This window comes from Dankookia sp. P2, assembly GCF_050632255.1.
Classification (GTDB): domain Bacteria; phylum Pseudomonadota; class Alphaproteobacteria; order Acetobacterales; family Acetobacteraceae; genus Paracraurococcus.
In genome coordinates this window covers 5432263-5451470 of sequence record NZ_CP192581.1, presented here as the reverse complement: position 1 = coordinate 5451470, position 19208 = coordinate 5432263, and the positions used below count along the sequence as shown (strand labels likewise).

19 protein-coding genes and 5 pseudogenes are annotated in these 19208 nt (G+C 71.7%); 8 read left to right on the top strand and 16 right to left on the bottom strand.

The genetic code is table 11. The annotated features are described in order from the left end of the window. Positions 1–41: 41 nt before the first annotated feature. The 5 genes and pseudogenes from ACQ86J_RS32430 to ACQ86J_RS32410 form a co-directional block, all read right to left on the bottom strand. Positions 42–595, bottom strand: a pseudogene (locus ACQ86J_RS32430) (cob(I)yrinic acid a,c-diamide adenosyltransferase). Positions 596–712: 117 nt separating this feature from the next. Further along, positions 713–1438 carry an energy transducer TonB gene (locus ACQ86J_RS32425; RefSeq protein ID WP_431268738.1) on the bottom strand — a complete coding sequence of 242 codons (726 nt, stop codon included), beginning with the start codon at positions 1436–1438 and terminating at the stop codon, positions 713–715. A gap of 224 nt (positions 1439–1662) precedes the next feature. Beyond that, on the bottom strand, positions 1663–2223 hold the full coding sequence (locus ACQ86J_RS32420; RefSeq protein WP_431268737.1) for a cation diffusion facilitator family transporter: 561 nt from the start codon (positions 2221–2223) through the stop codon (positions 1663–1665). 115 nt (positions 2224–2338) lie between these two features. After that, positions 2339–2551: pseudogene (locus ACQ86J_RS32415) on the bottom strand (cation transporter); the annotation flags it as partial. Positions 2552–3296: 745 nt separating this feature from the next. After that, positions 3297–3494 carry a hypothetical protein gene (locus ACQ86J_RS32410; protein WP_431268736.1) on the bottom strand — a complete coding sequence of 66 codons (198 nt, stop codon included), beginning with the start codon at positions 3492–3494 and terminating at the stop codon, positions 3297–3299. Between the two features lie 194 nt (positions 3495–3688). On the opposite strand from ACQ86J_RS32410, the gene ACQ86J_RS32405 reads away from it, so the two are divergent. Next, on the top strand, positions 3689–4660 hold the full coding sequence (locus ACQ86J_RS32405) for a family 16 glycosylhydrolase (protein WP_431268735.1): 972 nt from the start codon (positions 3689–3691) through the stop codon (positions 4658–4660). Positions 4661–4862: 202 nt separating this feature from the next. Here ACQ86J_RS32405 and ACQ86J_RS32400 read toward each other — a convergent pair whose 3' ends face one another. The 11 genes and pseudogenes from ACQ86J_RS32400 to ACQ86J_RS32350 all read right to left on the bottom strand — a co-directional run bounded on the left by ACQ86J_RS32400 (position 4863) and on the right by ACQ86J_RS32350 (position 13937). Next, positions 4863–6122 carry an NUDIX hydrolase gene (locus tag ACQ86J_RS32400; protein WP_431272766.1) on the bottom strand — a complete coding sequence of 420 codons (1260 nt, stop codon included), beginning with the start codon at positions 6120–6122 and terminating at the stop codon, positions 4863–4865. 5 nt (positions 6123–6127) lie between these two features. Continuing rightward, positions 6128–6400: a tripartite tricarboxylate transporter substrate-binding protein gene (locus ACQ86J_RS32395; protein ID WP_431272616.1), complete on the bottom strand. Its 273-nt coding sequence runs from the start codon at positions 6398–6400 to the stop codon at positions 6128–6130. A 37-nt stretch (positions 6401–6437) separates the two neighbouring features. Next, a pseudogene (locus tag ACQ86J_RS32390) lies at positions 6438–6566 on the bottom strand (tripartite tricarboxylate transporter substrate binding protein); the annotation flags it as partial. A gap of 85 nt (positions 6567–6651) precedes the next feature. Then, a pseudogene (locus ACQ86J_RS32385) lies at positions 6652–6915 on the bottom strand (tripartite tricarboxylate transporter substrate-binding protein); the annotation flags it as partial. A gap of 667 nt (positions 6916–7582) precedes the next feature. Then, positions 7583–7708 carry a hypothetical protein gene (locus tag ACQ86J_RS32380; RefSeq protein ID WP_431268734.1) on the bottom strand — a complete coding sequence of 42 codons (126 nt, stop codon included), beginning with the start codon at positions 7706–7708 and terminating at the stop codon, positions 7583–7585. Continuing rightward, a pseudogene (locus tag ACQ86J_RS32375) lies at positions 7705–8741 on the bottom strand (ABC transporter ATP-binding protein). Before ACQ86J_RS32375 ends, ACQ86J_RS32380 begins: the two are co-directional and overlap by 4 nt. After that, a complete protein-coding gene (locus ACQ86J_RS32370; RefSeq protein WP_431272615.1) occupies positions 8738–9718 on the bottom strand; it encodes an ABC transporter ATP-binding protein in 981 nt (326 codons plus the stop codon). Before ACQ86J_RS32370 ends, ACQ86J_RS32375 begins: the two are co-directional and overlap by 4 nt. Continuing rightward, positions 9715–10434, bottom strand: coding sequence for an ABC transporter permease (locus tag ACQ86J_RS32365; protein ID WP_431268733.1), 720 nt, complete (start codon positions 10432–10434; stop codon positions 9715–9717). Before ACQ86J_RS32365 ends, ACQ86J_RS32370 begins: the two co-directional genes overlap by 4 nt. A 203-nt stretch (positions 10435–10637) precedes the next feature. Further along, positions 10638–11612 carry an ABC transporter permease gene (locus ACQ86J_RS32360; RefSeq protein WP_431268732.1) on the bottom strand — a complete coding sequence of 325 codons (975 nt, stop codon included), beginning with the start codon at positions 11610–11612 and terminating at the stop codon, positions 10638–10640. Beyond that, positions 11609–13201, bottom strand: coding sequence for an ABC transporter substrate-binding protein (locus ACQ86J_RS32355; RefSeq protein WP_431272614.1), 1593 nt, complete (start codon positions 13199–13201; stop codon positions 11609–11611). Before ACQ86J_RS32355 ends, ACQ86J_RS32360 begins: the two co-directional genes overlap by 4 nt. Before the next feature lie 163 nt (positions 13202–13364). Further along, on the bottom strand, positions 13365–13937 hold the full coding sequence (locus ACQ86J_RS32350) for a hypothetical protein (RefSeq protein WP_431272613.1): 573 nt from the start codon (positions 13935–13937) through the stop codon (positions 13365–13367). A gap of 193 nt (positions 13938–14130) precedes the next feature. Here ACQ86J_RS32350 and ACQ86J_RS32345 point away from each other — a divergent pair, with 193 nt between their 5' ends. The 7 genes from ACQ86J_RS32345 to ACQ86J_RS32315 all read left to right on the top strand — a co-directional run bounded on the left by ACQ86J_RS32345 (position 14131) and on the right by ACQ86J_RS32315 (position 19004). Next, positions 14131–14826 carry a hypothetical protein gene (locus tag ACQ86J_RS32345; protein WP_431268731.1) on the top strand — a complete coding sequence of 232 codons (696 nt, stop codon included), beginning with the start codon at positions 14131–14133 and terminating at the stop codon, positions 14824–14826. Positions 14827–15309: 483 nt separating this feature from the next. Next, positions 15310–15705: a DVU3141 family protein gene (locus tag ACQ86J_RS32340; RefSeq protein ID WP_431268730.1), complete on the top strand. Its 396-nt coding sequence runs from the start codon at positions 15310–15312 to the stop codon at positions 15703–15705. After that, entirely contained in the window at positions 15702–16508 is an 807-nt protein-coding gene (locus ACQ86J_RS32335; RefSeq protein WP_431268729.1) for an ABC transporter permease, read from the top strand. The genes ACQ86J_RS32340 and ACQ86J_RS32335 overlap by 4 nt, the downstream gene beginning before the upstream one ends. Beyond that, positions 16505–16885: an ATP-binding cassette domain-containing protein gene (locus ACQ86J_RS32330; RefSeq protein ID WP_431268728.1), complete on the top strand. Its 381-nt coding sequence runs from the start codon at positions 16505–16507 to the stop codon at positions 16883–16885. Before ACQ86J_RS32335 ends, ACQ86J_RS32330 begins: the two co-directional genes overlap by 4 nt. Then, positions 16855–17151 carry a hypothetical protein gene (locus tag ACQ86J_RS32325; protein WP_431268727.1) on the top strand — a complete coding sequence of 99 codons (297 nt, stop codon included), beginning with the start codon at positions 16855–16857 and terminating at the stop codon, positions 17149–17151. Before ACQ86J_RS32330 ends, ACQ86J_RS32325 begins: the two co-directional genes overlap by 31 nt. Before the next feature lie 609 nt (positions 17152–17760). Further along, positions 17761–18312 carry a hypothetical protein gene (locus ACQ86J_RS32320; protein ID WP_431268726.1) on the top strand — a complete coding sequence of 184 codons (552 nt, stop codon included), beginning with the start codon at positions 17761–17763 and terminating at the stop codon, positions 18310–18312. Positions 18313–18491: 179 nt separating this feature from the next. Beyond that, positions 18492–19004 carry a polysaccharide biosynthesis/export family protein gene (locus ACQ86J_RS32315; RefSeq protein ID WP_431268725.1) on the top strand — a complete coding sequence of 171 codons (513 nt, stop codon included), beginning with the start codon at positions 18492–18494 and terminating at the stop codon, positions 19002–19004. Positions 19005–19208 lie beyond the last annotated feature (204 nt).

Here is a 19208-nt window from a genome sequence, read left to right as displayed (position 1 = left end):
CGCCTCGGCGGCCGCCGGCAAAGCGCCGTCAGGGCACCGCCTCAACCGCCGGGCACCCAGAGCACGTCCCCCGCGCCGTTGCCGTTCAGCCGGCGCGACAGGACGAAGAGATGATCGGATAGCCGGTTGAGGTAGCGCACCGCGTCCGGGTTCACCGCCTCGGCCGCCGCCAGCGCCACCACCGCGCGCTCCGCCCGCCGCGCCAGGGTGCGCGCCAGATGCGCCGCCGCCGCGGCCGGGGTGCCGCCGGGCAGGACGAAGCTGCGCAGCGGCGGCAATCCGGCATTCATGGCGGCGAGTTCCCGTTCCAGCCGCAGGCACTGCGCCGGGGTCACCCGCAGCCGCCCTTCGCCCTCCCCGGGGACGCAGAGATCGGCGCCCAGGTCGAACAGGTCGTTCTGCATGCGCGCCAGCATCGCGTTGGCCTCGGGCTCCGCCGCCGTCTGCAGCCGCAGCAGGCCGAGCGCGGCATTCGCCTCGTCCACCGCGCCCATCGCCTCGATCCGCAGGGTGTCCTTGCGGACCCGGGTCCCGTCGCCGAGCGAGGTCTCCCCTGGTCGCCGCCGCGGGTGGTGATCACATCCAGCCTGACCATGGTGCTCGATCTTCCTCCTGGACCACAGGCAGCCCGACAGCCTCAGGCCGCCTGTGCTTCCGTCCCGGTTGAACCGGCAATTCGCGCCCCGCACCGTCCCGGCGGGGCGATCGCCGACTATCGCAGGGAGAAATGGATCGTCGTGCGGATACTGCCAGCGATCGGCACGCCATCCCGCATCGCCGGCTTCAGCTTCCACTGCATCACCGCCCGGCGGGCCGATTCGTCGAGCGCCGGGTAGCCCGAGCTCTGCACCAGTTCGACCGCCAGGACCGAGCCATCCACGGCCACGCGGATGATCACGCTGACATTGCCTTGCTCGCCGCGCTGGCGGCTGGCGAAGGGGTAGTCCGGCTCGGCGTTGCGGACCCCGGCCAGCAGGCCGGGCGGCGTCACCCTGCCGATCGCCTGGCTGCCGCCGGGCGGCACCGGCGCCTGGGGCGCCGCGGCCGGGCCCTGCTGGGCGGCGGCCGGGGGCGGCGCCGGCTGCGCCGGGGCGGGGCGGGCCGGTGCCGGCCGGGCCGGCGCCGGAGGCGGCAGGGGCGGCGGCAGCGGCATTTCCTCCGCCGGCTCGGGCTCAGGCTCCGCGGCGGGCGGCGGCAGGGTCACCGCCGCCGCTACCGGCGGCGGTGGCGGCAGCGGCACGGCCGCGGCCGGCTCCGCCGGTGGCAGGGGCAGCGGCGGCGCCGGGTCGGGCGGCGCGCGCAGCGCCTCGGCCGGCGGGGGCGGCGCGGCGGGCGGCGGCGCCAGCGCGGGGACCGGTGGTGGCGGCTGCGGCTCGGCCTCGGGCGGCGGCGGCGCCTCCACCATCGGCGGCTGGGCCGGGCTCGGCGCGCCGGTCACCAGCTCCGGACTCGGCGCTCTGGTCCCAGATCACCTCGACGCCCTGCTCGGCCGGCGGATCGGGTGCGCGGCTGCGCTCCAGCAGCACCAGCACGCCGACCAGCGCCGCCGCGTGCAGCGCGAGCGAGGCCAGCGGCGCCCAGGGGGCAGCGGCCGAAGCGGGCGCAGGACCGCGGCGCGCTCTCCCGGGACCGGCGGCATCCGGGCCAGGCGCGCCAGCGCGGTCACAGCACCAGCACGCCGTGGTGCTTGGCCTTGCCCTCGGGCTCCACATGGATGGTGATGGTGGCGCCCTCGATCTCCGCCTTCAGCGCCGCCTCGATCCGGTCGCAGATCACATGCGCATCGTCGACGCTGAGGCTGCCGGGCACCACCAGGTGGAACTCGATGAAGGTCAGCCGCCCGGCATGCCGGGTGCGGAGGTCGTGCGCCTCGATCGCGCCCTCGGCGCTGGCCGAGACGGCGGTGCGGATCCGCGCCAGCAGGCCGGGCTCCACCGCCTCGTCCATCAGCCCGCCGACCGATTCGCGCATCAGGTACCAGCCGGACCAGAGGATGTTCACCGCGGTCAGCGCCGCGATCAGCGGGTCGAGCCAGAGCCGCCCGGTCAGTGCCACCGCGCCGACCCCGGCCAGCACGCCGAGCGAGGTGACCACGTCGGCCATCAGGTGCCGCGCATCGGCCAGCAAAGCCGGCGACCGGAGCCGCCGTCCCTCCCGCCGCAGCAGCGTGGCCCAGCCGCCGTTGATGGCGGTGGCGGCGGCCGAGATCAGCAGGCCGACCACCGCCTCCTCCGGCGGGCGCGGATCGAGATAGGCGCCCCAGGCAGCGTGCAGGGATCGCCAGGGCGGCGACGATGATCAGCGCGCCTTCGAGGACCGCGGAGAAATACTCCGCCTTGGTGTGGCCATAGGGATGGTTGGCATCGGCCGGCAGGGCGGAATACTGCACCGCGAGCAGCGCCGCGGCGGCGGCGGCGACGTTCACCACGCTTTCCAGCGCATCGGCCAGCAGCGCGACGCTGCCGGTCACCCACCAGGCGCCGAGCTTCAGCGCGAGCACGGCGCCGGCGACCACCAGGCTGCCGGCGGCAAGGCGGACCACGCGCGTCATGCGGACAGGGTGGCGGAAGGTGCCAAGGGGCGGGGCTCCGGCAATGGAGGCGGTTCATGCCCCGGAGGGTGCGGCGGGGGCAACCCCCGATGTTCGGGGCATGGCGCCGGGGCGTCCGACGTGGAACGCCGCGCGACGGCCGCCGTTCGGGCGCCGAGGCGAAGGAGCCGGCGCATGACAGGATCGGGTGGCGGAAAGGCTGGCCAGGACGACACGGCGGCGCGGCCACGTGCCCCAGGGGACCAGGCGGCGCCGGGCAACGGGCGAGACCGGGATGGTCCCCTGTCCGGAGTGCCATGGCAGTGGCCGGCGGGCCGGGCAGCCCTGCCCGACCTGCGAGGGCAGCGGCCAGGTGGTGCAGATCGTCGGCGACGCCTGACCCGCGGGCCTTTCAGCCGTCCGACGCACCTCACGCGCAAGTTATACAAAAAATGAGACGGCCCTAAGTCCGCGTTCCGCTCCTGGAGATTGATTCGACCAGCCCTAAACCCGGAACATCTCGGAACACATCAACCATAGATTTAATATTTACCCCGGAGCGCAAAATCAACTTTGCTTTTATTCCCTTATTCATCCCAGAAATCAACTCATGGGTTGAATTAATACAACGTATGTATCAATCTTCAAGTTGGAACAGCCCTTCTGTTTCAGGCTATTTTTTGGTACACGCCCGAGCGTAAAGTCACTGCAGCCGTTGTTATTTCGGATTTGGCAATTCCGGCCGGACACTTCGCTTCCGGGGCTCTTAACCCATGCCGGCCACCTTGCCGGCGGGATGTGAACCCCCTGCCTCAGCCCCGCGGCGCTTCACAACAAGCCACGGGGTCCAGCCACCCGGCATGGAAGGGAAAGTCTTGGCCATCCTCAATGCATTCGGCGTCGCGCTGAACACCTCGATGGCGCCCAGGAACTGGTTCACCGCCAGCCAGGGCGCGACGGTCACCGGAACCAGCGGGGCCGACTACCTGTCCTGCAACGGCACCCAGGCGACCCTCATCGGCGGCGGCGGGGACGACACCTACGCCATCTGGAATGCCGGCTACCGCGTCACCGAACTGGCCGATGGCGGCATCGACACGGTGCAGTCCTATGTCGCAGCCTATCTCCTGGCCGATTTCGTCGAGAACCTGCAGCTCTATGCGCGCCGGCATCTCCGGCCGCGGCAATGCGCTCGACAATATCGTCACCGGCGGCGACGGCGCCCAGACCCTGGACGGCGGCGCCGGGAACGACGTGCTGACCGGCGGCGCCGGGGCCGACAGCTTCGTCCTCCGCCGCGGCAACGGCAGCGACGTGATCACCGATTTCCAGCCGGGCACCGACAAGATCGTGCTGCAGGACTATGCGCTGTACGGCTTCGCCACGGTGAAGGCAGCGCTGAGCCAGGTCGGCGCCGACACCGTGCTCAGCCTCGGCGGCGGCGAGCGCCTCGTGCTGCGCAACGCGTCCAGGCCGGCGCGCTTACCGCGCAGGACTTCCAGCTGCCCGCCGACCCCGCGCATCCCGGCATGCGCCTCGCCTTCGCCGAGGAGTTCAACAGCCTCAGCGCCTCGGCCACCGGCATCGGCACCACCTGGAAGACGACCTTCAAGGTCAACGACCAGCTGCGCACGCTGTCGACCAACAAGGAGGCCGAGTACTATTCGGATGCCTCGGTCGGGAGTGAATCCCTTCAGCATCAGCCAGGGCGTCCTCGACATCACCGCCGCGCCCGGCAGCAATCCGCTGGGCCTGGCCTACAATTCGGGGCTGCTGACCACCGCCAAGTCCTTCGCCCAGCAATACGGCTATTTCGAGCTGCGGGCGCAGCTGCCGGTGGGCCAGGGCTTCTGGCCGGCCTTCTGGCTGCTGCCGGCCGATGGCGGCTGGCCACCGGAGATCGACATCCTCGAGATGCTCGGCAAGGACCCGACCACCGCCTATTTCAGCCTGCGCACCGCCACCGCGAGCACCACCCAGGCGATGAGCCTGTTGCCGGACCTGTCGCAGGGCTTCCATACCTTCGGCCTCGACTGGCAGGCGGACAAGATCCGTTGGTATGTCGACGGCAACCAGGTCGCCGAAGCCGCGACCCCGGCCAGCTGCAGAAGCCGATGTACATGCTGCTGAACCTGGCCGTCGGCGATACCGGCAGCTGGCCGGGCAAGTATGATCCCGGCATGCCCACCGCGCATATGCTGGTGGACTATGTCCGCGTCTGGCAGACCGGCACCGCCGCCGCGGCGCCCAGCTTCAGCACCGTCACCAGCCCGGCCGACGTCACCGCGGCCGGCGGCACCTACACCCTGCGGCCGGACGGGATCAGCGACCTCTACGACTTCACCAAGGCCCGCATCCCCGTCCATCTCGACGCCGCCACCATGCCGACCACGCTCGCCCATACCGTCTGGGGCAGCGCCCTCGCCGACGAGGTCCGCGCTGGCGCCGGCACGCTGAACTTCGCGGCCGGGGCCGGCGACGACGTGTTCTTCTTCGGCCGCGGCACCTCCCGCGTCCAGGGGGCGCCGGCAACGACACCTTCGTGCTCACCAAGGGCGCGATCGCCACCAGCGACCAGATCATCGACTTCCAGCGCAGCCTGCCCAGCGGCGGGGAGCACGACCTGCTCCGGCTCGATGGCTTCTCCAGCGCCGCGCATCTTGACTACAAGGGCGGCACCACGGTGCAGTCCTATGTCATCGTGGATGGCACCTACGTCTCGCCGGCCATCTCCATCCAGGTCGCCAACACCAGCGGCCCGCTCGCCGCGGCCGACTACCTCTTCAGCCGCGGCTGAGCAGGTCAGATGGCCGGCGCGTCCAGCACCTCGAAGACCGAGCCGCCATAGCCGGCCTCGGCCGGGATGGTCAGGCGCCAGCCCTGCTCGGTCTGCACCATCTCCGGCGTGACGGTGACCACCCGGGCCTGGCGCGCCGCCGCCAGCGCCTCGGCCACCGTCGCGTGCCGGCCGAGCTTCTCGAGGTTCTTCCGGGTCGGGGAAGACCAGCCGGCGCTGGCCGGCATTCGCCTCCTCGATCGCCCGGGCCGGGGTGATCCAGACGCTGTCCTCGCTCTCGTGCCCGTCATGCACCGCCAGCTGGTCGGGCGGCGCCGCCGCGAGGAAGAACTGCGTGTCGAACCGCTTGCTGCGCGACAGCGGCGTGACCCAGTGGGCGAACTGCACCATGCCGTCGATCGCCGGCTCCAGCCGCTCCTCCGCCAGCATCGCGCTCAGCGGCTGCTCGCCGCGGGCGACGCGGGCGCGGTGCAGGGCCTCGATCCCCAGCAGCCGCACCGCATCGACCAGCGCCGCCTCGCCGCGCGGCCGGGCCAGCAGCACGCCGCATTCCTCGAAGGTCTCGCGGATGCCGGCGATGCGGAAGCCGTCCAGCGGCTCCGCCCCGCCCAGCGCCTCGTCGTCCTTCTCCACCCGGCCGCCCGGGAAGACCAGCGCGCCGCCGGCGAATTCAATCTGCCGGTTGCGCACCACCATGAAGACCTCGATCCCCTGCTCGCCATCCCGCACCAGCAGGACCGTCGATGCCGGCCGCGCCGGGACCGGGGTCCCGATTTGGGGCTTCGCCTCGCTCATTCCACTCACTCCAGCCGCAGGCCGAGGCCGCGGATCAGCGGCGTCCAGCGCGCGATCTCGGCCTGGATGAAGGCACCGAGTTGCTCCGGCGTGCCGCCGACCACATCGGCTGCCTGGCGCTCCCGCACGGACTCCCGCACCGCCGGCTCCGCCATGATCGCGTTGAAGATGCGGTTGGCCGCGCCGACCACCGCCGGCTCCATCCCGGCCGGGCCAAGGATGCCGTTCCAGACCAGCGCCTCGAGATCCCGGCAGGGTATCGGCCATCGGCGGCACACCGGGCAGCAGCGCCACCGGCCCCTTCGAGGAGACCGCCAGGGCCTTCACCTTGCCCTCCCGGATGAAGGGCAGCGCGGTGGAGACGGTCATGAAGGTCGAGAGCGTCTCCGCCGAGAGCATGCTGCGCGCCACCTCCGCCCCGCTGCGGTAGGGCACCGGCGTCATCTTCAGGCCGAGGTCGCGGATCATCAGCTTCCTGCGCCAGGTGGCCGGAATAGCCGATGCCGGGATGCGCATAGGCCATGTCGGGATGGGCGCGGGCATAGGCGACGAACCCGGCCATGTCCTGCACCGGCGCGGAGGCCGGGACGACCAGGACCAGCGGCAGGTTCACCAGGTGGCAGACGGGGGTGAAGGCGGTTGCGGGGTCGTAGGGGACGCTCGGCTGCAGTTCCCGCGCGATGGCATTGGCGCCGAGATCCGCCAGCATCAGCGTGTAGCCGTCCGGCTTCGCCTGGGCGACGAAGGCGCCGGCGATGGTCCCGCCGGCGCCGCCACGGTTCTCCACCACCATGGCCTGGCCGTTGGCATGCGGGGTGAAGGCATTGGCGACGGTACGGGCCAGCGTGTCCGACGCCCCCCGGCACCGAAGGGGACCACCAGGCGCACGGTGCGGTCGGGCCAGGGGTCTGCGCGCGCAGGATTCCGGGGCGCGCCCCGGCCAGGGCCAGGGCCGCCAGCGCCAACCGCCCGGCACCTCGCCGTCCCATCATGCCGGCTGTCGCCATGCGGCAGTCCCTCCCCCGTTTGCCTGGGCGCAAGGTGCCGCCGGGCGGGCGGGCGCGCAACGGGGAGCCGGCAATGCGGGTTTCGGACAAAGGCCGAAGCCGGGCCGGCAGGGCAGTGCCGGGCGGGGACCGGCGGCGTGAACCGCATCTTCGGACAAAGCCGGGGGCGGCACGCATGGACGTCGGGCACCGCGGGACCGGGATCACCTGCCCGGGCAAGCGGGCGCGGCCGGCGGCGGGCAATGGGCGAGGATACTGGCGCATGCGGCTGCCTCCGGACCAGGTGGGCCAGGGTAACAGGAAAATAATCCTTCATGCCAGGTAAAACCGCCGTACCCCGGCCGGAAGCTGCGGCACGCCCGGTCCTGGCCCGGCGGTGCGGGCGGTACCGGGAGGCTGGCCGCGCAGCCGGGCTGAGGCTGCCGCCACCCGGCATACCGGCAAAGGCTTCGGCTAACGCGTGCGCGTGTCCTCCCGGACATTGCCGCCGAGCGCGCCGCCGATATAGGGCCCGCCTGCCCCGCCACCGGCGCAGGCGCCGAGGGTCAGCAGCAGCAGGAGCAGGGCCGCGCGGCTCATGCCGCGTCGTTCAGGTGGCAGGCGCTGCGGTGCCCGGGCGCGACCTGCTTCAGCGCCGGCCGCTCGACCCGGCAGCGGTCGAAGGCGAAGGGGCAGCGCGGGTGGAAGTGGCAGCCGGAGGGCGGGCTCAGGGGCGAGGGATCTCCCCCTGCACCCCGGCGAAGGCGCGCTTGCGCGCCTCGATCCGCGGCACCTCGGCCAGCAGGGCGCGGGTATAGGGGTGGTTCGGCCGGGCGAAGACCTCCTCGGCGGGTGCCTCCTCGACCACCCGGCCGAGATACATGATCACCACCCGGTCGCTGAGGTGCTCGACCACGCCGAGATCGTGGCTGATGAATAGGTAGGTGAGGTCGAGCTCCCGCCGCAGCTTCATGAAGAGGTTGAGGATCTGCGCCTGGATCGAGACGTCGAGTGCCGCGACGGCCTCGTCGCAGACCAGGAAGTCGGGCTGCACCGCGAGCGCCCGGGCGATGCCGATGCGCTGGCGCTGGCCGCCGCTGAACTGGTGCGGGTAGCGGCGCTTCAGCGAGGGATCGAGCCCGGCGCGGCGCAGCTGCTCGTCCACATAGCCGTCCAGCCCGCCGCGCGGCACCAGGCCGTGGTATTGCGGCGCCTCGCCGACGATCTCGGCCACCTTCAGCCGCGGGTTGAGCGAGGCATAGGGATCCTGGAAGATCATCTGCGTGCGCAGCTTGGCGCGCTTCGCATCGGCGCCCGACAGCGTCGTCAGGTCCTGGCCGCGCCAGACCACCTTGCCGTCCGAGGGCGGCATGATGCCGGCGACCATGCGGCCGAGCGTCGACTTGCCGCAGCCGCTCTCGCCGACCAGCCCGACCACCTCGCCCTTGCGGATGCTGAGGTCGACGCCGTCGACGGCATGCACCACATCCTCCCGCACCTTGACGCCGAGCCGCTTGACCAGGCGGCCGGCGAAGTCGAGCGGGTTGGAGAAGCGCTTCGAGACGCCACGCAGTTCGATGATCGGGACGCTGTCCTGCGCCGCGGCACGGGGCGCTTCGAGAACCGCACTCATGCCGCGACCGCCTCCTCATGCGGGTGGATGCAGCGGGCGAAGCGGCCTGGCCGGTACTCCGCCATCGGCGGCGGCTCGGCGCAGCGCGCCTCGGCGCGCGGGCAGCGGGCGCGGAAGGCGCAGCCGGCCGGCAGGTTGAGCATCGACGGGGTCATGCCGGGGATCTGCCGCAATGGCTCGCCGCGCCGGTTACGGCTGGGCACGCTGCCGATCAGCCCGAGCGTGTAGGGATGCAGCGGCGCGTCGAGCACCTGCTCGACCGGGCCGTTCTCCACCACCTTGCCGGCATACATGACGGCGATGTCGTCGGCGAGGCCGGCGACGACCGAGAGGTCATGGGTGATCCAGACCAGCGCGGTGCCGGTCTGGGAGCAGAGCTTCTGCGCCTCGGCCAGGATCTGCCCCTGGATCGTCACGTCGAGCGCTGTGGTCGGCTCGTCCGCCACGATGACGTCCGGCTTGTGCAGCAGGGCGATGGCGATGGCGACGCGCTGCCGCATGCCGCCGGAGAACTGGTGCGGGTAGGCGCGCAGGCGCTCGTCCGGGCTGGCGATGCCGACCTGGCCGAGCGCGTCGCGCGCACGCTGCCGCGCCTCCTCCCGGCTCACCTTGGCATGGGCGAGGACGGTCTCGATCATCTGGGTGTCGATGCGCAGGACCGGGTTCAGCGTCATCATCGGGTCCTGGAAGATCATCGCGATGCGGTTGCCGCGGAGCCTCCGCATCGCCTCCTCGGACAGCGTCGCCAGATCCTGCCCCTTGAACAGGATCTGTCCGCCGGTGATGCGGCCGGGCGGGTCGACCAGGCCGAGGATGGAGAAGCCGGTCACCGACTTGCCCGAGCCGCTCTCCCCCACCAGCCCCAGCACCTTGCCGCTGCGGACGGTGAAGGAGACGTCGTCCACTGCCTTCACCACGCCGGCGCGGGTGAAGAAATGCGTGCGGAGGTTCCGTACCTCCAGCGTCGGTGCGCTCACTTCTTCAGCCTCGGGTTCAGCACGTCGCGCAACTGATCCCCGACGAGGTTGATCGAGACGATGGTCACCAGCAGCGCGATCCCCGGATAGAAGCTGATCCAGTATTTCCCCGACAGCATGTATTCGTAGCCATTGGCGATCAGCAGGCCGAGCGAGGGCTCGGTGATCGGCACGCCGAGGCCGAGGAAGGAGAGCGTCGCCTCGAGCGCGATGGCGCGCGCCACCTGCATGGTGCCGACGACAATCAGCGGCGGCAGGCAATTCGGCAGCAGGTGGCGGAAGATGATGCGGCGGGTCGGTAAGGCGAGGCATTGCGCCGCCTCGATATACTCGCGCCGCCGCTCGACCAGGGCCGAGCCGCGCACGGTGCGGGCGTAGTAGGCCCATTCGACCACCACCAGGGCGATGACGACGTTCAGGATGCCCTTGCCGAGGAAGGCCAGGATCATCAGCGCCGCGAGGATCGCCGGGAAGGAGAGCTGCAGGTCGACCAGCCGCATGATCAGACTGTCGGTCCGCCCGCCGGCATAGGCCGCGAGCATCCCGAGCGAGGCGCCGACCAGGCAGGCGATGATCGCCGAGCCCGCGCCGACGATCAGCGAGATGCGGAGCCCGTACATGATGCCGGACAGCATGTCGCGGCCCTGGTCGTCGGTGCCGAGCCAATAGGTGATGCCGCTGCCGCCGACGCTGCCGGGCTCCAGCCGCCCGTCCATGATGTCGAAGCTGCGCCAGGTCGTAGGGGTCCTGCGGCGCGATCAGGGGCGCCAGCACGGCCAGCAGCACGATGGCGACGAACATCGCCAGGCCGAACAGCGCGAGCCGCGAGGCGGCGATTCCGAGACGAAGCGGCGGAAGGGCGTCTCCACCCGCGCCGCCGGCGGCAGGGCGGCCGGAGGCGCGCCGGCGGTGGTGCTGCTCATGACTTGCCCTCCAGCCGGACCCGGGGATCGAGCAGCGAATAGGTGATGTCCACCACCAGGTTGATGGTGATGAACATCAGCACGATGATCATGAGGTAGGCGACCATCACCGGCCGATCCAGCACGTTGATGCTGTCGATGATCAGCTTGCCCATCCCTGGCCAGGCGAAGACGCTTTCCGTCACGACCGAGAAGGCGATGGTGCCGCCGAATTCCAGCCCGACCACGGTGACCACCGGGATCAGGATGTTCTTGAAGACATGGACGAAGGTGATCCGCGCCGGGGACAGCCCCTTGGCGCGGGCGAACTTCACGTAGTCCATCAGCATGGTCTCGCGCACCCCGGCGCGGGTCAGGCGGATGACGAGGCTGATCTTGAACAGGCTGAGGTTCAGCGCGGGCATCAGCATGTGCGCCAGCCCGTCGCGTGTCAGGAAGGACCAGCGCATGCCGAGGACGGTCACCGTCTCGCCCCGCCCGGTGCTGGGCAGCCAGCCGAGCTGGACGGCGAAGACCATGATGAGCATCAGCCCGACCCAGAAGGTCGGCAGCGAGAAGCCGAGGATGCTGCCCGCCAGGATTCCCTTCGAGACCGGCGAGTTCGGCCTGAGCCCGGCATAGAGGCCGAGCGGCAGGCCGATGATCAGCGCCGCGACCGTGGCACCGATGGCGAGCTCGAGCGTCGCCGGCATGCGGTCGAGGATCAGCCGCAGCGCCGGCTCGTTGAAGACGAAGCTGCGGCCGAGATCGCCGCGCAAGGCATTGCCGAGGAAGACGAGGTATTGCTGCCAGAGCGGCAGGTCGAGCCCGAGCGCCTTGACCGCCCGCTCGCGCTCCATCTGGTCGGCCTCGGGGCTGATCAGGATCTCGACCGGGTCGCCGATGGCATAGACGCCGAGGAAGACCAGCAGCGACATCACCAGCACGACGCCGGCCGCCTGCAGCAGCCGGCGGAGCAGGAAGACGGTCACTTCGCCGCACCCGCCGGGCGGACATCCTGCGCCCGGGTCAGCTCGTCCGCCCGGGGGTCATGCGCCAGGCCCTTCCGCATCGCCCAGGTGTTCTTCTGGATGTGCAGCGGCAGGATGCCGACATCCTCGAAGACGATCCGCGTCGCCTGCTGCAGCAGCGCCTCCCGTTTCGCGTCGTCCAGCTCGCGCATCGCCTGGTCCAGCACGCGGTCCATCTCCGGGTTGGAATAGCGGCCGCGGTTGGACGCGCCGTAGCCCTTCTCGCGGTCGAAGGTGGCGGTCAGGTTGCGCAGCGGGTTCGACCCCTCGCCCGAGGAGGTGCCCCAGCCGATCAGGAAGCTCGACAGGTCCTGCCGCCCGGCGCGGGCGACGAAGGTGGTCCAGGGCTGCGCCTCGACCGCCGTGCGCACGCCGGCGCGGGTCCACATCTGGCCGATCGCCTGGATGATCCGGCTGTCGTTCGGGTAGCGGTCGTTCGGCCCGTGCAGGGTGATGCGGAAGCCCTGCGGAAAGCCAGCCTCGGCCAGCAGCCGCTTCGCGCCCTCGGCGTCGAACTTGGTCGGCGTCAGGTCGGGCACGTAGGAGAAGGACCCCTCCGGCAGGAACTGCCCGGCCGGGATCGCCGCCCCCTCCATCACCCGCTCGACGATGGCGCTGCGGTCGACGGCCATCGACAGGGCGCGGCGCACCCGCGGATCCTTCAGCGGATTGGCCGGCAGCAGCTTGCCGTCGTTGTCGGTGACGAAGGGCGTGGGTCCGGTGCGCGAATGGTCGAAGCTGAGATAGATCAGCCTGAGGCCGGTGATCTCCGACAGCGCCAGGCGCTGGTCGTTGCGCAGCTTCGCCAGGTCGCTGGTCGGCACCTGGTCGATGATTTCAACGTCGCCCGCCAGCAGCGCCGCGGTGCGCGCGGCGTCGTTGGTGATCATGCGGTAGTTCACCCGGCCCCAGGCCGGCTTGGCGCCGAAGTAGCCGTCGTTGCGCTCGAACTCGATGCGGTCGCCGTTGCGGTGGCTTACCATGCGGAACGGACCGGTGCCGATCGCCATCGGCCCGGCATTGAAGCCCTCGGTCGTCGCCTGCGCATGCGTCTCGCGGTCGAGCATCATGACGCTCGCCAGATCGGTCGGCATCAGCGGGTAGGGCACCGCCGTCTTCAACCGCAGCGTATGGCTGTCGACGATCTGCACCTCGCGGATCGGCCGCGTGTAGATGGCGTAGGAGGAAGGCGAGTTCGGCACGTTCGGCACGCGGGCGAAGGTGAAGGCGACGTCCTCGGCAGTGAACTCGCTGCCGTTGTGGAAGCGCACGCCAGGCCGCAGCCTGAACTCCCAGGTGGTCTCGTCGATCGCCTTCCAGCTCTCGGCCAGGTCGGGGATGACGCGGGCGTGGCCGTCAGTCGTCGTCAGCCCGCTGAAGATCATGTGCGCGACGGCGGTGTTGGGCGAGAGCTGGTGATAGTGCGGATCGATCGAGGTGACCGGGGCGCCGACGCCCATGGTCAGAGTCTGCGCCCAGCCGGCCGGTGCGGCAGCCAAGGAAAACGCGACGACCGCGGCGCCTTGCACCGCGCGAAAGCACCAGCCCATCTTCGTTCCCCAGAAGCCCCAGCCCGCCGAGGCTAGCATCCCGACCCTGCCCCTGCCAGCCGCCGCACAGGGTCCGCGGCGCGGACGTGAACCGCCGCGCGCCCGGTTTGCCCAAGCCGGTGCCAGTGCCTGCCGCGATGGGCGCCACGTTGCCGCACCCGGCTCAGCGCGCGGCGAACCATGCCGTCATCGCCTTCGATCCGCGCGCGACCAGCGCCCGCAGCCGCGCCGGCGTGCGCGGCCCCTGCAACGGTGCGCCGCGCGCCGCGGCCAGCCGCTCGACCAGCAGCTCCGGCGGGCAGGGCAGACCGGTCCGCGGGTCGATGCAGCGCAGGTGCAGGATCAGCGCGCCCGCCACCAGCGCGTCGAGCGACAGCGCCCGGCCGCGGCGCGGCGGCGGGTCGCGGTCCTCGGTCAGGCCCCAGCCGGCGTAGAAGGGCCGGCCCCAGGTCACCACCCGCAGGCCGCGCAGCAGCGCCTCGAAGCCGGTCAGGCTCGATAGGCAATGGACCTCGTTCGTCACGGCATAAAGCGGGCCGATCGGCAGGTCCCGCAGCACATGGTCGGCGAGCGTCGCGGCCTCGGGCACCGCGCCGCGCCGCATGCCGGCCTCGACGTCCGGATGCGGCTTGAACAGGATGACCGCATCGGGATTGGCTGCCCGCACGGCGCGCAGCAGGTCGAGATTGCCGCGCAGCCGGCTGCCGCCCTGGCGGACCGCGGCGTCGTCCTCCACCTGCCCGGGCACCAGGATCACCCGCCGGCCCGGCGGCAGCGCCGGCAGCCGCGCGCTCGCCCGGCAGGTTGTACTTGGTCACCCCGGCGGCAACGATCGCCGCGCGCAGCTGGGCCGCGCGCGCCAGCAGCGCCGGAGCGAAATCCGTCTCGGCCAGCAGCCGCTCCAGCTCGCTCTCGGTCGAGGGATCGTAATGGATGCCGCTGCCGTCCAGCACCAGCGACGCCGCCCGCGCGCCCTGCACGCCGAGCCCGACGGAACGGAGGAAGCCGTCCTCGATCCGCACCAGCCCGACCCCTGCCGCGGCCGCGCGCCCCGGCAGGTCGGGCGGCATCACCGCCGCCCATACCGCGGCATCGCCGCCCGCCCGCCGCGCCAGCCGCAGGGCGGTCGAGCCGCGCAGGACGATGCGCGGCGGCCCGGCCTGGCTGGCCAGCGCCGCCCGCATGACGCGATGCTTGAACCATTCCATGCCGGTGCAGGCGACGATCCGGCGGTTCGCCGCCTCGGCCAGCCGCCAGCACTCGAGCTGGGCGATGCCCTCCGCCGCGGTCCAGGGCCGGTCGCGGAAGGGATCGGCCCAACAGGTCGCGGCCAGCAGCGCGGCGAAGGCGGCCTCCGGCGCCGCGCCGCCCCAGGGGGCGGCGCCGCCGAGCCGCGCCGGGATGCCGGCCGCGCCGGCCAGCAGCGCCATGCCCGGCGAGAGCGTGTGCAGCTCGGCCGCCAGGTCGAGCAGCGTCCAGGGCGCGAGGCGCCCCGGCAGCACGGGCGCGCTCGCCGCCGCCAGCACCGGCGCGGCGCCGGGCGGCGCATCCGGGTCGAGCGCCACCAGCACGGGCCGGCCCGCCAGCGCCGCCAGCATGGCGCGCGCGGCGGCGGCCTGGCTTAGGTCGCCGGGATCGAGCAGCAGCACCGCCCGGCCCGCCGGCAGGCCGAGCCCGGCGGGGCCCGGGTCGGCCAGCCCCGGCGCCCCGCCGACCCGCGCCGCGCGCAGCTGCGCCGATTACCGCCCGCGCGGCATCGCGGGCCTCGGCATCCGGCCCGGCGCCGGCCAGCCCGGCGCGGATCGCCTCGGCCGGCGCGGCGGCGAGCAGCGCGACGGGCGCCCAGGCGGCGCCGAAGCGCGGTGCGCGGAATGGCCCCTCATCCAGGAAGCCGGGCCATCCACCTTCCGGGAAGAAAGCGTCAAGCTTCGGCCGCGTAAGCTCCGCGGCAGCGGGAGGCGGTCGTGCACCATGGAACAGGCGCGCGGACGCGCCCGCAGTCTGCGTCATCGGCGACACGCTATTCAGAAAGGTTCCCTAACGTTTACAGGAATTGGGTTGCTCCTCACTCACTATTTGGTAGAGGAAGTGGCGGAGGCTGCGAACACATGATTTTCGTCTCGGGCGCCTCCGGGCGTCCCGCCCTGAAAACTTCCACCCCGCTTGCCCTGCTTGGCGCCTTGCTCCTCCTCGCCGGCTGCGGTGTGGACCGGCCGGCGGCGACGCCGGCCGCCGCGCCCGTCCCGGTCTCGGCGCAGCAGGACCCGCTCGGCCAGTTCGTCGGCTCGATGCCGCCCGGCCATGCCGGCACGGTGGTGCTGGCCGATGGCCGGACAACCCAGGCCCGGGTGGTGCGCGCCTATGCCGCCGCCAGCGGCCGCGACTGCCGGGAGGTCATCCTCGGCGCCGGCACCACCGGCCAGGCCAGCCTGCTCTGCCAGTCCGAGGGCCAATGGGTCGCCACGCGGCCGCTGCTGCTGGGAAGCGGCGCGGCACGGCCGTGAGCGATGTCGTCGGCCCGCAGGCCAGCCTCTGGTCCTGCTTCCGGATCCAGATGCGGGTGGTCGGCGCGCTGACGCTGCGCGAGATGGGCACGCGGTTCGGCCGCGACAATCTCGGCTATGTCTGGCTGTTCCTGGAACCCATGATGCTCGGCGGGGCGATCGGCGCCCTGCACCTCGCCTCCGGCCATGGCATGCCGGGCGGGCTCAACCCCTTCGTCTTCTGGGTGGTCGGCTACATCCCCTTCTACCTGTTCCGCGGCATCGTGAACCGCGCCCCGGTCGGCATCGCCGGCAACCAGTCGCTGCTCTACCACCGGCAGGTCACCGTGCTCGACATCATGCTGTCGCGCCACCTGCTGGAATTCGCCGCGGTCGGCATGGCCTTCATGGCTTATGTCGTGCTGTTCGGGGCCATGCTCGGCGACTGGCCGCGGGAGCCGGGGCTGATCGTGCTCGGCATGCTGCTGATGCTCGGCCTCGCCCAGGGGATCGCCTTCCTGATCGCCGCCGGCAGCGTCTACACCGAGCTGTTCGACCGCCTCACCCATCTGGTGACCTACCTGTTCATGGGGCTGACCGGCGCCTTCTTCATGGTCTTCTGGCTGCCGAGCGACCTGCAGGCGGCGGCGCTACCATCCCGACCGTGCATTGCTTCGAGATGGTGCGGCACGGGCTCTACGGCACGCAGGTGCCGACCACCTACGACATCCCTTATGTCCTGGCCTGGGTCGCGGCGCTGCACCTGCTGGGCATGGCGGCGCTGCGGAAGGCGCGCCGGCACCTGGTCGTCTGACCCGCGATGATCCGCCTGCTGGATGTCCACAAAAGCTACCGCACGCATTTCGGGGCGAAGGAGGTGCTGCGCGGCGTCGACATCACCTTCGCCCGCGGCGAGAAGGTCGGCATCCTCGGCCGCAACGGCGCCGGCAAGACCACGCTGCTGCGGCTGATCGCCGGGGTCGAGCACCCCAACAGCGGCAGGATCGAGCGGCGGATGAGCGTCTCCTGGCCGCTCGGCTTCGCCGGCGCCATGCACTACAGCATCTCCGGCGCCGACAACGCCCGCTTCATCGCCCGCATCTACGCCAGGCCGATCAAGGAGACGGTCGAGTTCGTCGAGGATGCGCCGATCTCGGCAGCTATTTCCGCATGCCGGTGCGGACCTACTCCTCCGGCATGATCGTGCGCCTTGGCTTCGCGCTGTCGCTCGCGGTGCATTTCGACTGCTACCTGGTGGATGAGGCGATCGCGGTCGGCGACAGCCGCTTCGCCGAACGGGCGCGCGCCGCGCTCGCCGACCTCAACGCCCGCAGCGCCCTGCTGCTGGTGTCCCACCAGGCTGAAACCGTGCGGGCCTTCTGCAAGACCGCAGCAATCCTCCAGGATGGTAGGCTGACCCGCTATGACGATCTGGACGAAGCAATCGCCGTCTACCAGGCTGGCTGACGCCGCACTCGACCCGGCCGGCTGGTCGGGCCCGGTGGCGATGCCGGGCCTTGCAGCGCGGCTGCGCCGCTTCTTGAAGCGCAACAGCTTCTCGGTGACGGTGCTGCTGCCGACCCTGCTGGCCGCGGTCTACCTGTTCGGCATCGCCGCGCCGCAGTCCGAGTCGGAGGCCCGCTTCCTCATCCGCGGCCGCTCGGGCGGCGGTGGCGGCGGCATGGGCGCGATGGCGGAGATGGCGCAGAGCGCCGGCTTCAAGCCGGCCTCCGAGGACGCCATGGGCGTGCGGGACTACCTGCAGTCGCACGACGCGGTCGCCGCGCTGCGCCAGCGCCTGCCGCTGGTCGAGATGTTCCGCCGGCCGGAGGCCGATCCCATCGCCCGGCTGTGGTGGGAGGCGCCCCGGGCCGAGCGGCTGCTCGACTACTTCCGCCGCATGGCCTCGGCGGAATACGACACCACCAGCGGCATCACCGCACTGCGGGTCCGCAGCTTCCGGGCGGAGGACAGCCAGGCCATCGCCCAGAACCTCCTCTCCCTGTCGGGAGAAGCTGGTCAACATCCTGAACCGCCGGCTGCAGGAGGACGGGCTGCGCGTCGCGCGGGACGAGAGTGGCGCGGGCCGAGGCGCGGCTGGCCGCCGCCCAGCTCGCGGTCGCCGGCTTCCGCGAGCGGGCCCGCGCGGTCGACCCAACCCGCTCGGCCGGCTATTCGCTGGAGACCATCGGCAAGCTGGAAGGCGCGCTGGCCCAGGCGCGGGCCGAGCTGGCCGAGGCGCAGCGCTTCGCCCGCGCCGACAACCCCGGCTGCTGCAGCTGCGCAGGCCGCGCCGAGGGCCTGGTCGGCCAGATCGCCGAGGAGCGCCGCCGGCTGGGCGACAGCAGCGACGGCGTCTCGCAGCAGGTCGGCGAGTTCGAGCGCCTCGGCGTCGAGCAGGAGCTCGCCCGGGCGCAGCTCGCCTCCGCCACCGCCTCGCTCGAGCGGGCGCGCGGCGACGCGCTGCGGCAGCAGATCTTCCTGCTGCGGGTGGTCGAGCCTAATCTCGCCGAATACGCCCGCTACCCGAAGGCCACCTTGTCCATCCTCTACATCTTCGCCTGCCTGTCCGTGGCCTATGGGCTGGCCTGGCTGCTCATCGCGGGAATGCGCGAACATGCGTCGTAAGCTCGCCTCGCTCGCACTCGCCGGCCTTCTCTCGGCCGGCGACGCGCTGGCGCAAAGTCCGATCCAGGCCGTGCAGCAGCAGCAGGCGCAGCAACTGCTCAACCTGCGCCAGGCGACGCCCGTTGGCGCCAGCCAGGGGCCGGTGCAGACGCTGCCCAACCTGGTCGAGGCCGGACCGCGTGCTGAACCGCACCGGGACCGAGACGCAGTCGGAAGGCGGCCCGGTCGCGGTCGGCCCGCTCGGCGACGGCAGCCGTGTCGCCGGCGCCACGGCGGTCTTCGGCGCCTCGCTCTTCACCCGCGAGGCCACCGCGGTCAGCGATGCGCCCAACCCGAACTACGTCATCGTCCCCGGCGACCGCGTCTCGGTCCGGGTCTGGGGCGCGGTCGAGGCCGAGGTGGTCGGCCAGGTCGATCCCTCCGGCATGCTCTTCCTGCCGAATATCGGCCCCATCCGCGTCGCCGGCACCCGCGCCGGCGACCTGCAGCAGGACGGTCGAGGCCGAGGTGCAGAAGGTCTACACCAACCAGGTGCAGGTCTACGCCGTGCTGCTCTCCACCCAGCGCATCGGCGTCTTCGTCACCGGCTTCGTCCGCACGCCCGGCCGCTTCGCCGGCTCGGCGGCCGACAGCGTGGTGGACTTCCTGGTCCGCGCCGGCGGCGTCGATCCCGGCCGCGGCTCCTACCGTGAGATCACCGTGCAGCGTGGCGGCCGCACCGTCGCCAATGTCGATCTCTACCGCTTCCTGATCGAGGGAAGGCTGCCGCAGATCCGCCTGCAGGAGGGCGACACCCTGGTGGTCGCCCGCCAGCGCGCCGTGGTCGGCGCCGACGGCGCGGTGCGCAACAACTACATGTTCGAGGTGCCCGGCCGGGCCATGACCGGACGGGAGCT

Coding starts and splice junctions, on each gene's coding strand:
- ACQ86J_RS32345 (WP_431268731.1), top strand. CDS start 14,131: ATGGATGCCGCTGCCGTCCAGCACCAGCGACGCCGCCCGCGCGCCCTG.
- ACQ86J_RS32340 (WP_431268730.1), top strand. CDS start 15,310: ATGATTTTCGTCTCGGGCGCCTCCGGGCGTCCCGCCCTGAAAACTTCC.
- ACQ86J_RS32400 (WP_431272766.1), bottom strand. CDS start 6,122: ATGAGCGAGGCGAAGCCCCAAATCGGGACCCCGGTCCCGGCGCGGCCG.
- ACQ86J_RS32325 (WP_431268727.1), top strand. CDS start 16,855: ATGCCGGTGCGGACCTACTCCTCCGGCATGATCGTGCGCCTTGGCTTC.
- ACQ86J_RS32355 (WP_431272614.1), bottom strand. CDS start 13,201: ATGGGCTGGTGCTTTCGCGCGGTGCAAGGCGCCGCGGTCGTCGCGTTT.
- ACQ86J_RS32380 (WP_431268734.1), bottom strand. CDS start 7,708: ATGAGCCGCGCGGCCCTGCTCCTGCTGCTGCTGACCCTCGGCGCCTGC.
- ACQ86J_RS32405 (WP_431268735.1), top strand. CDS start 3,689: ATGCGCGCCGGCATCTCCGGCCGCGGCAATGCGCTCGACAATATCGTC.
- ACQ86J_RS32330 (WP_431268728.1), top strand. CDS start 16,505: ATGATCCGCCTGCTGGATGTCCACAAAAGCTACCGCACGCATTTCGGG.
- ACQ86J_RS32365 (WP_431268733.1), bottom strand. CDS start 10,434: ATGGACGGGCGGCTGGAGCCCGGCAGCGTCGGCGGCAGCGGCATCACC.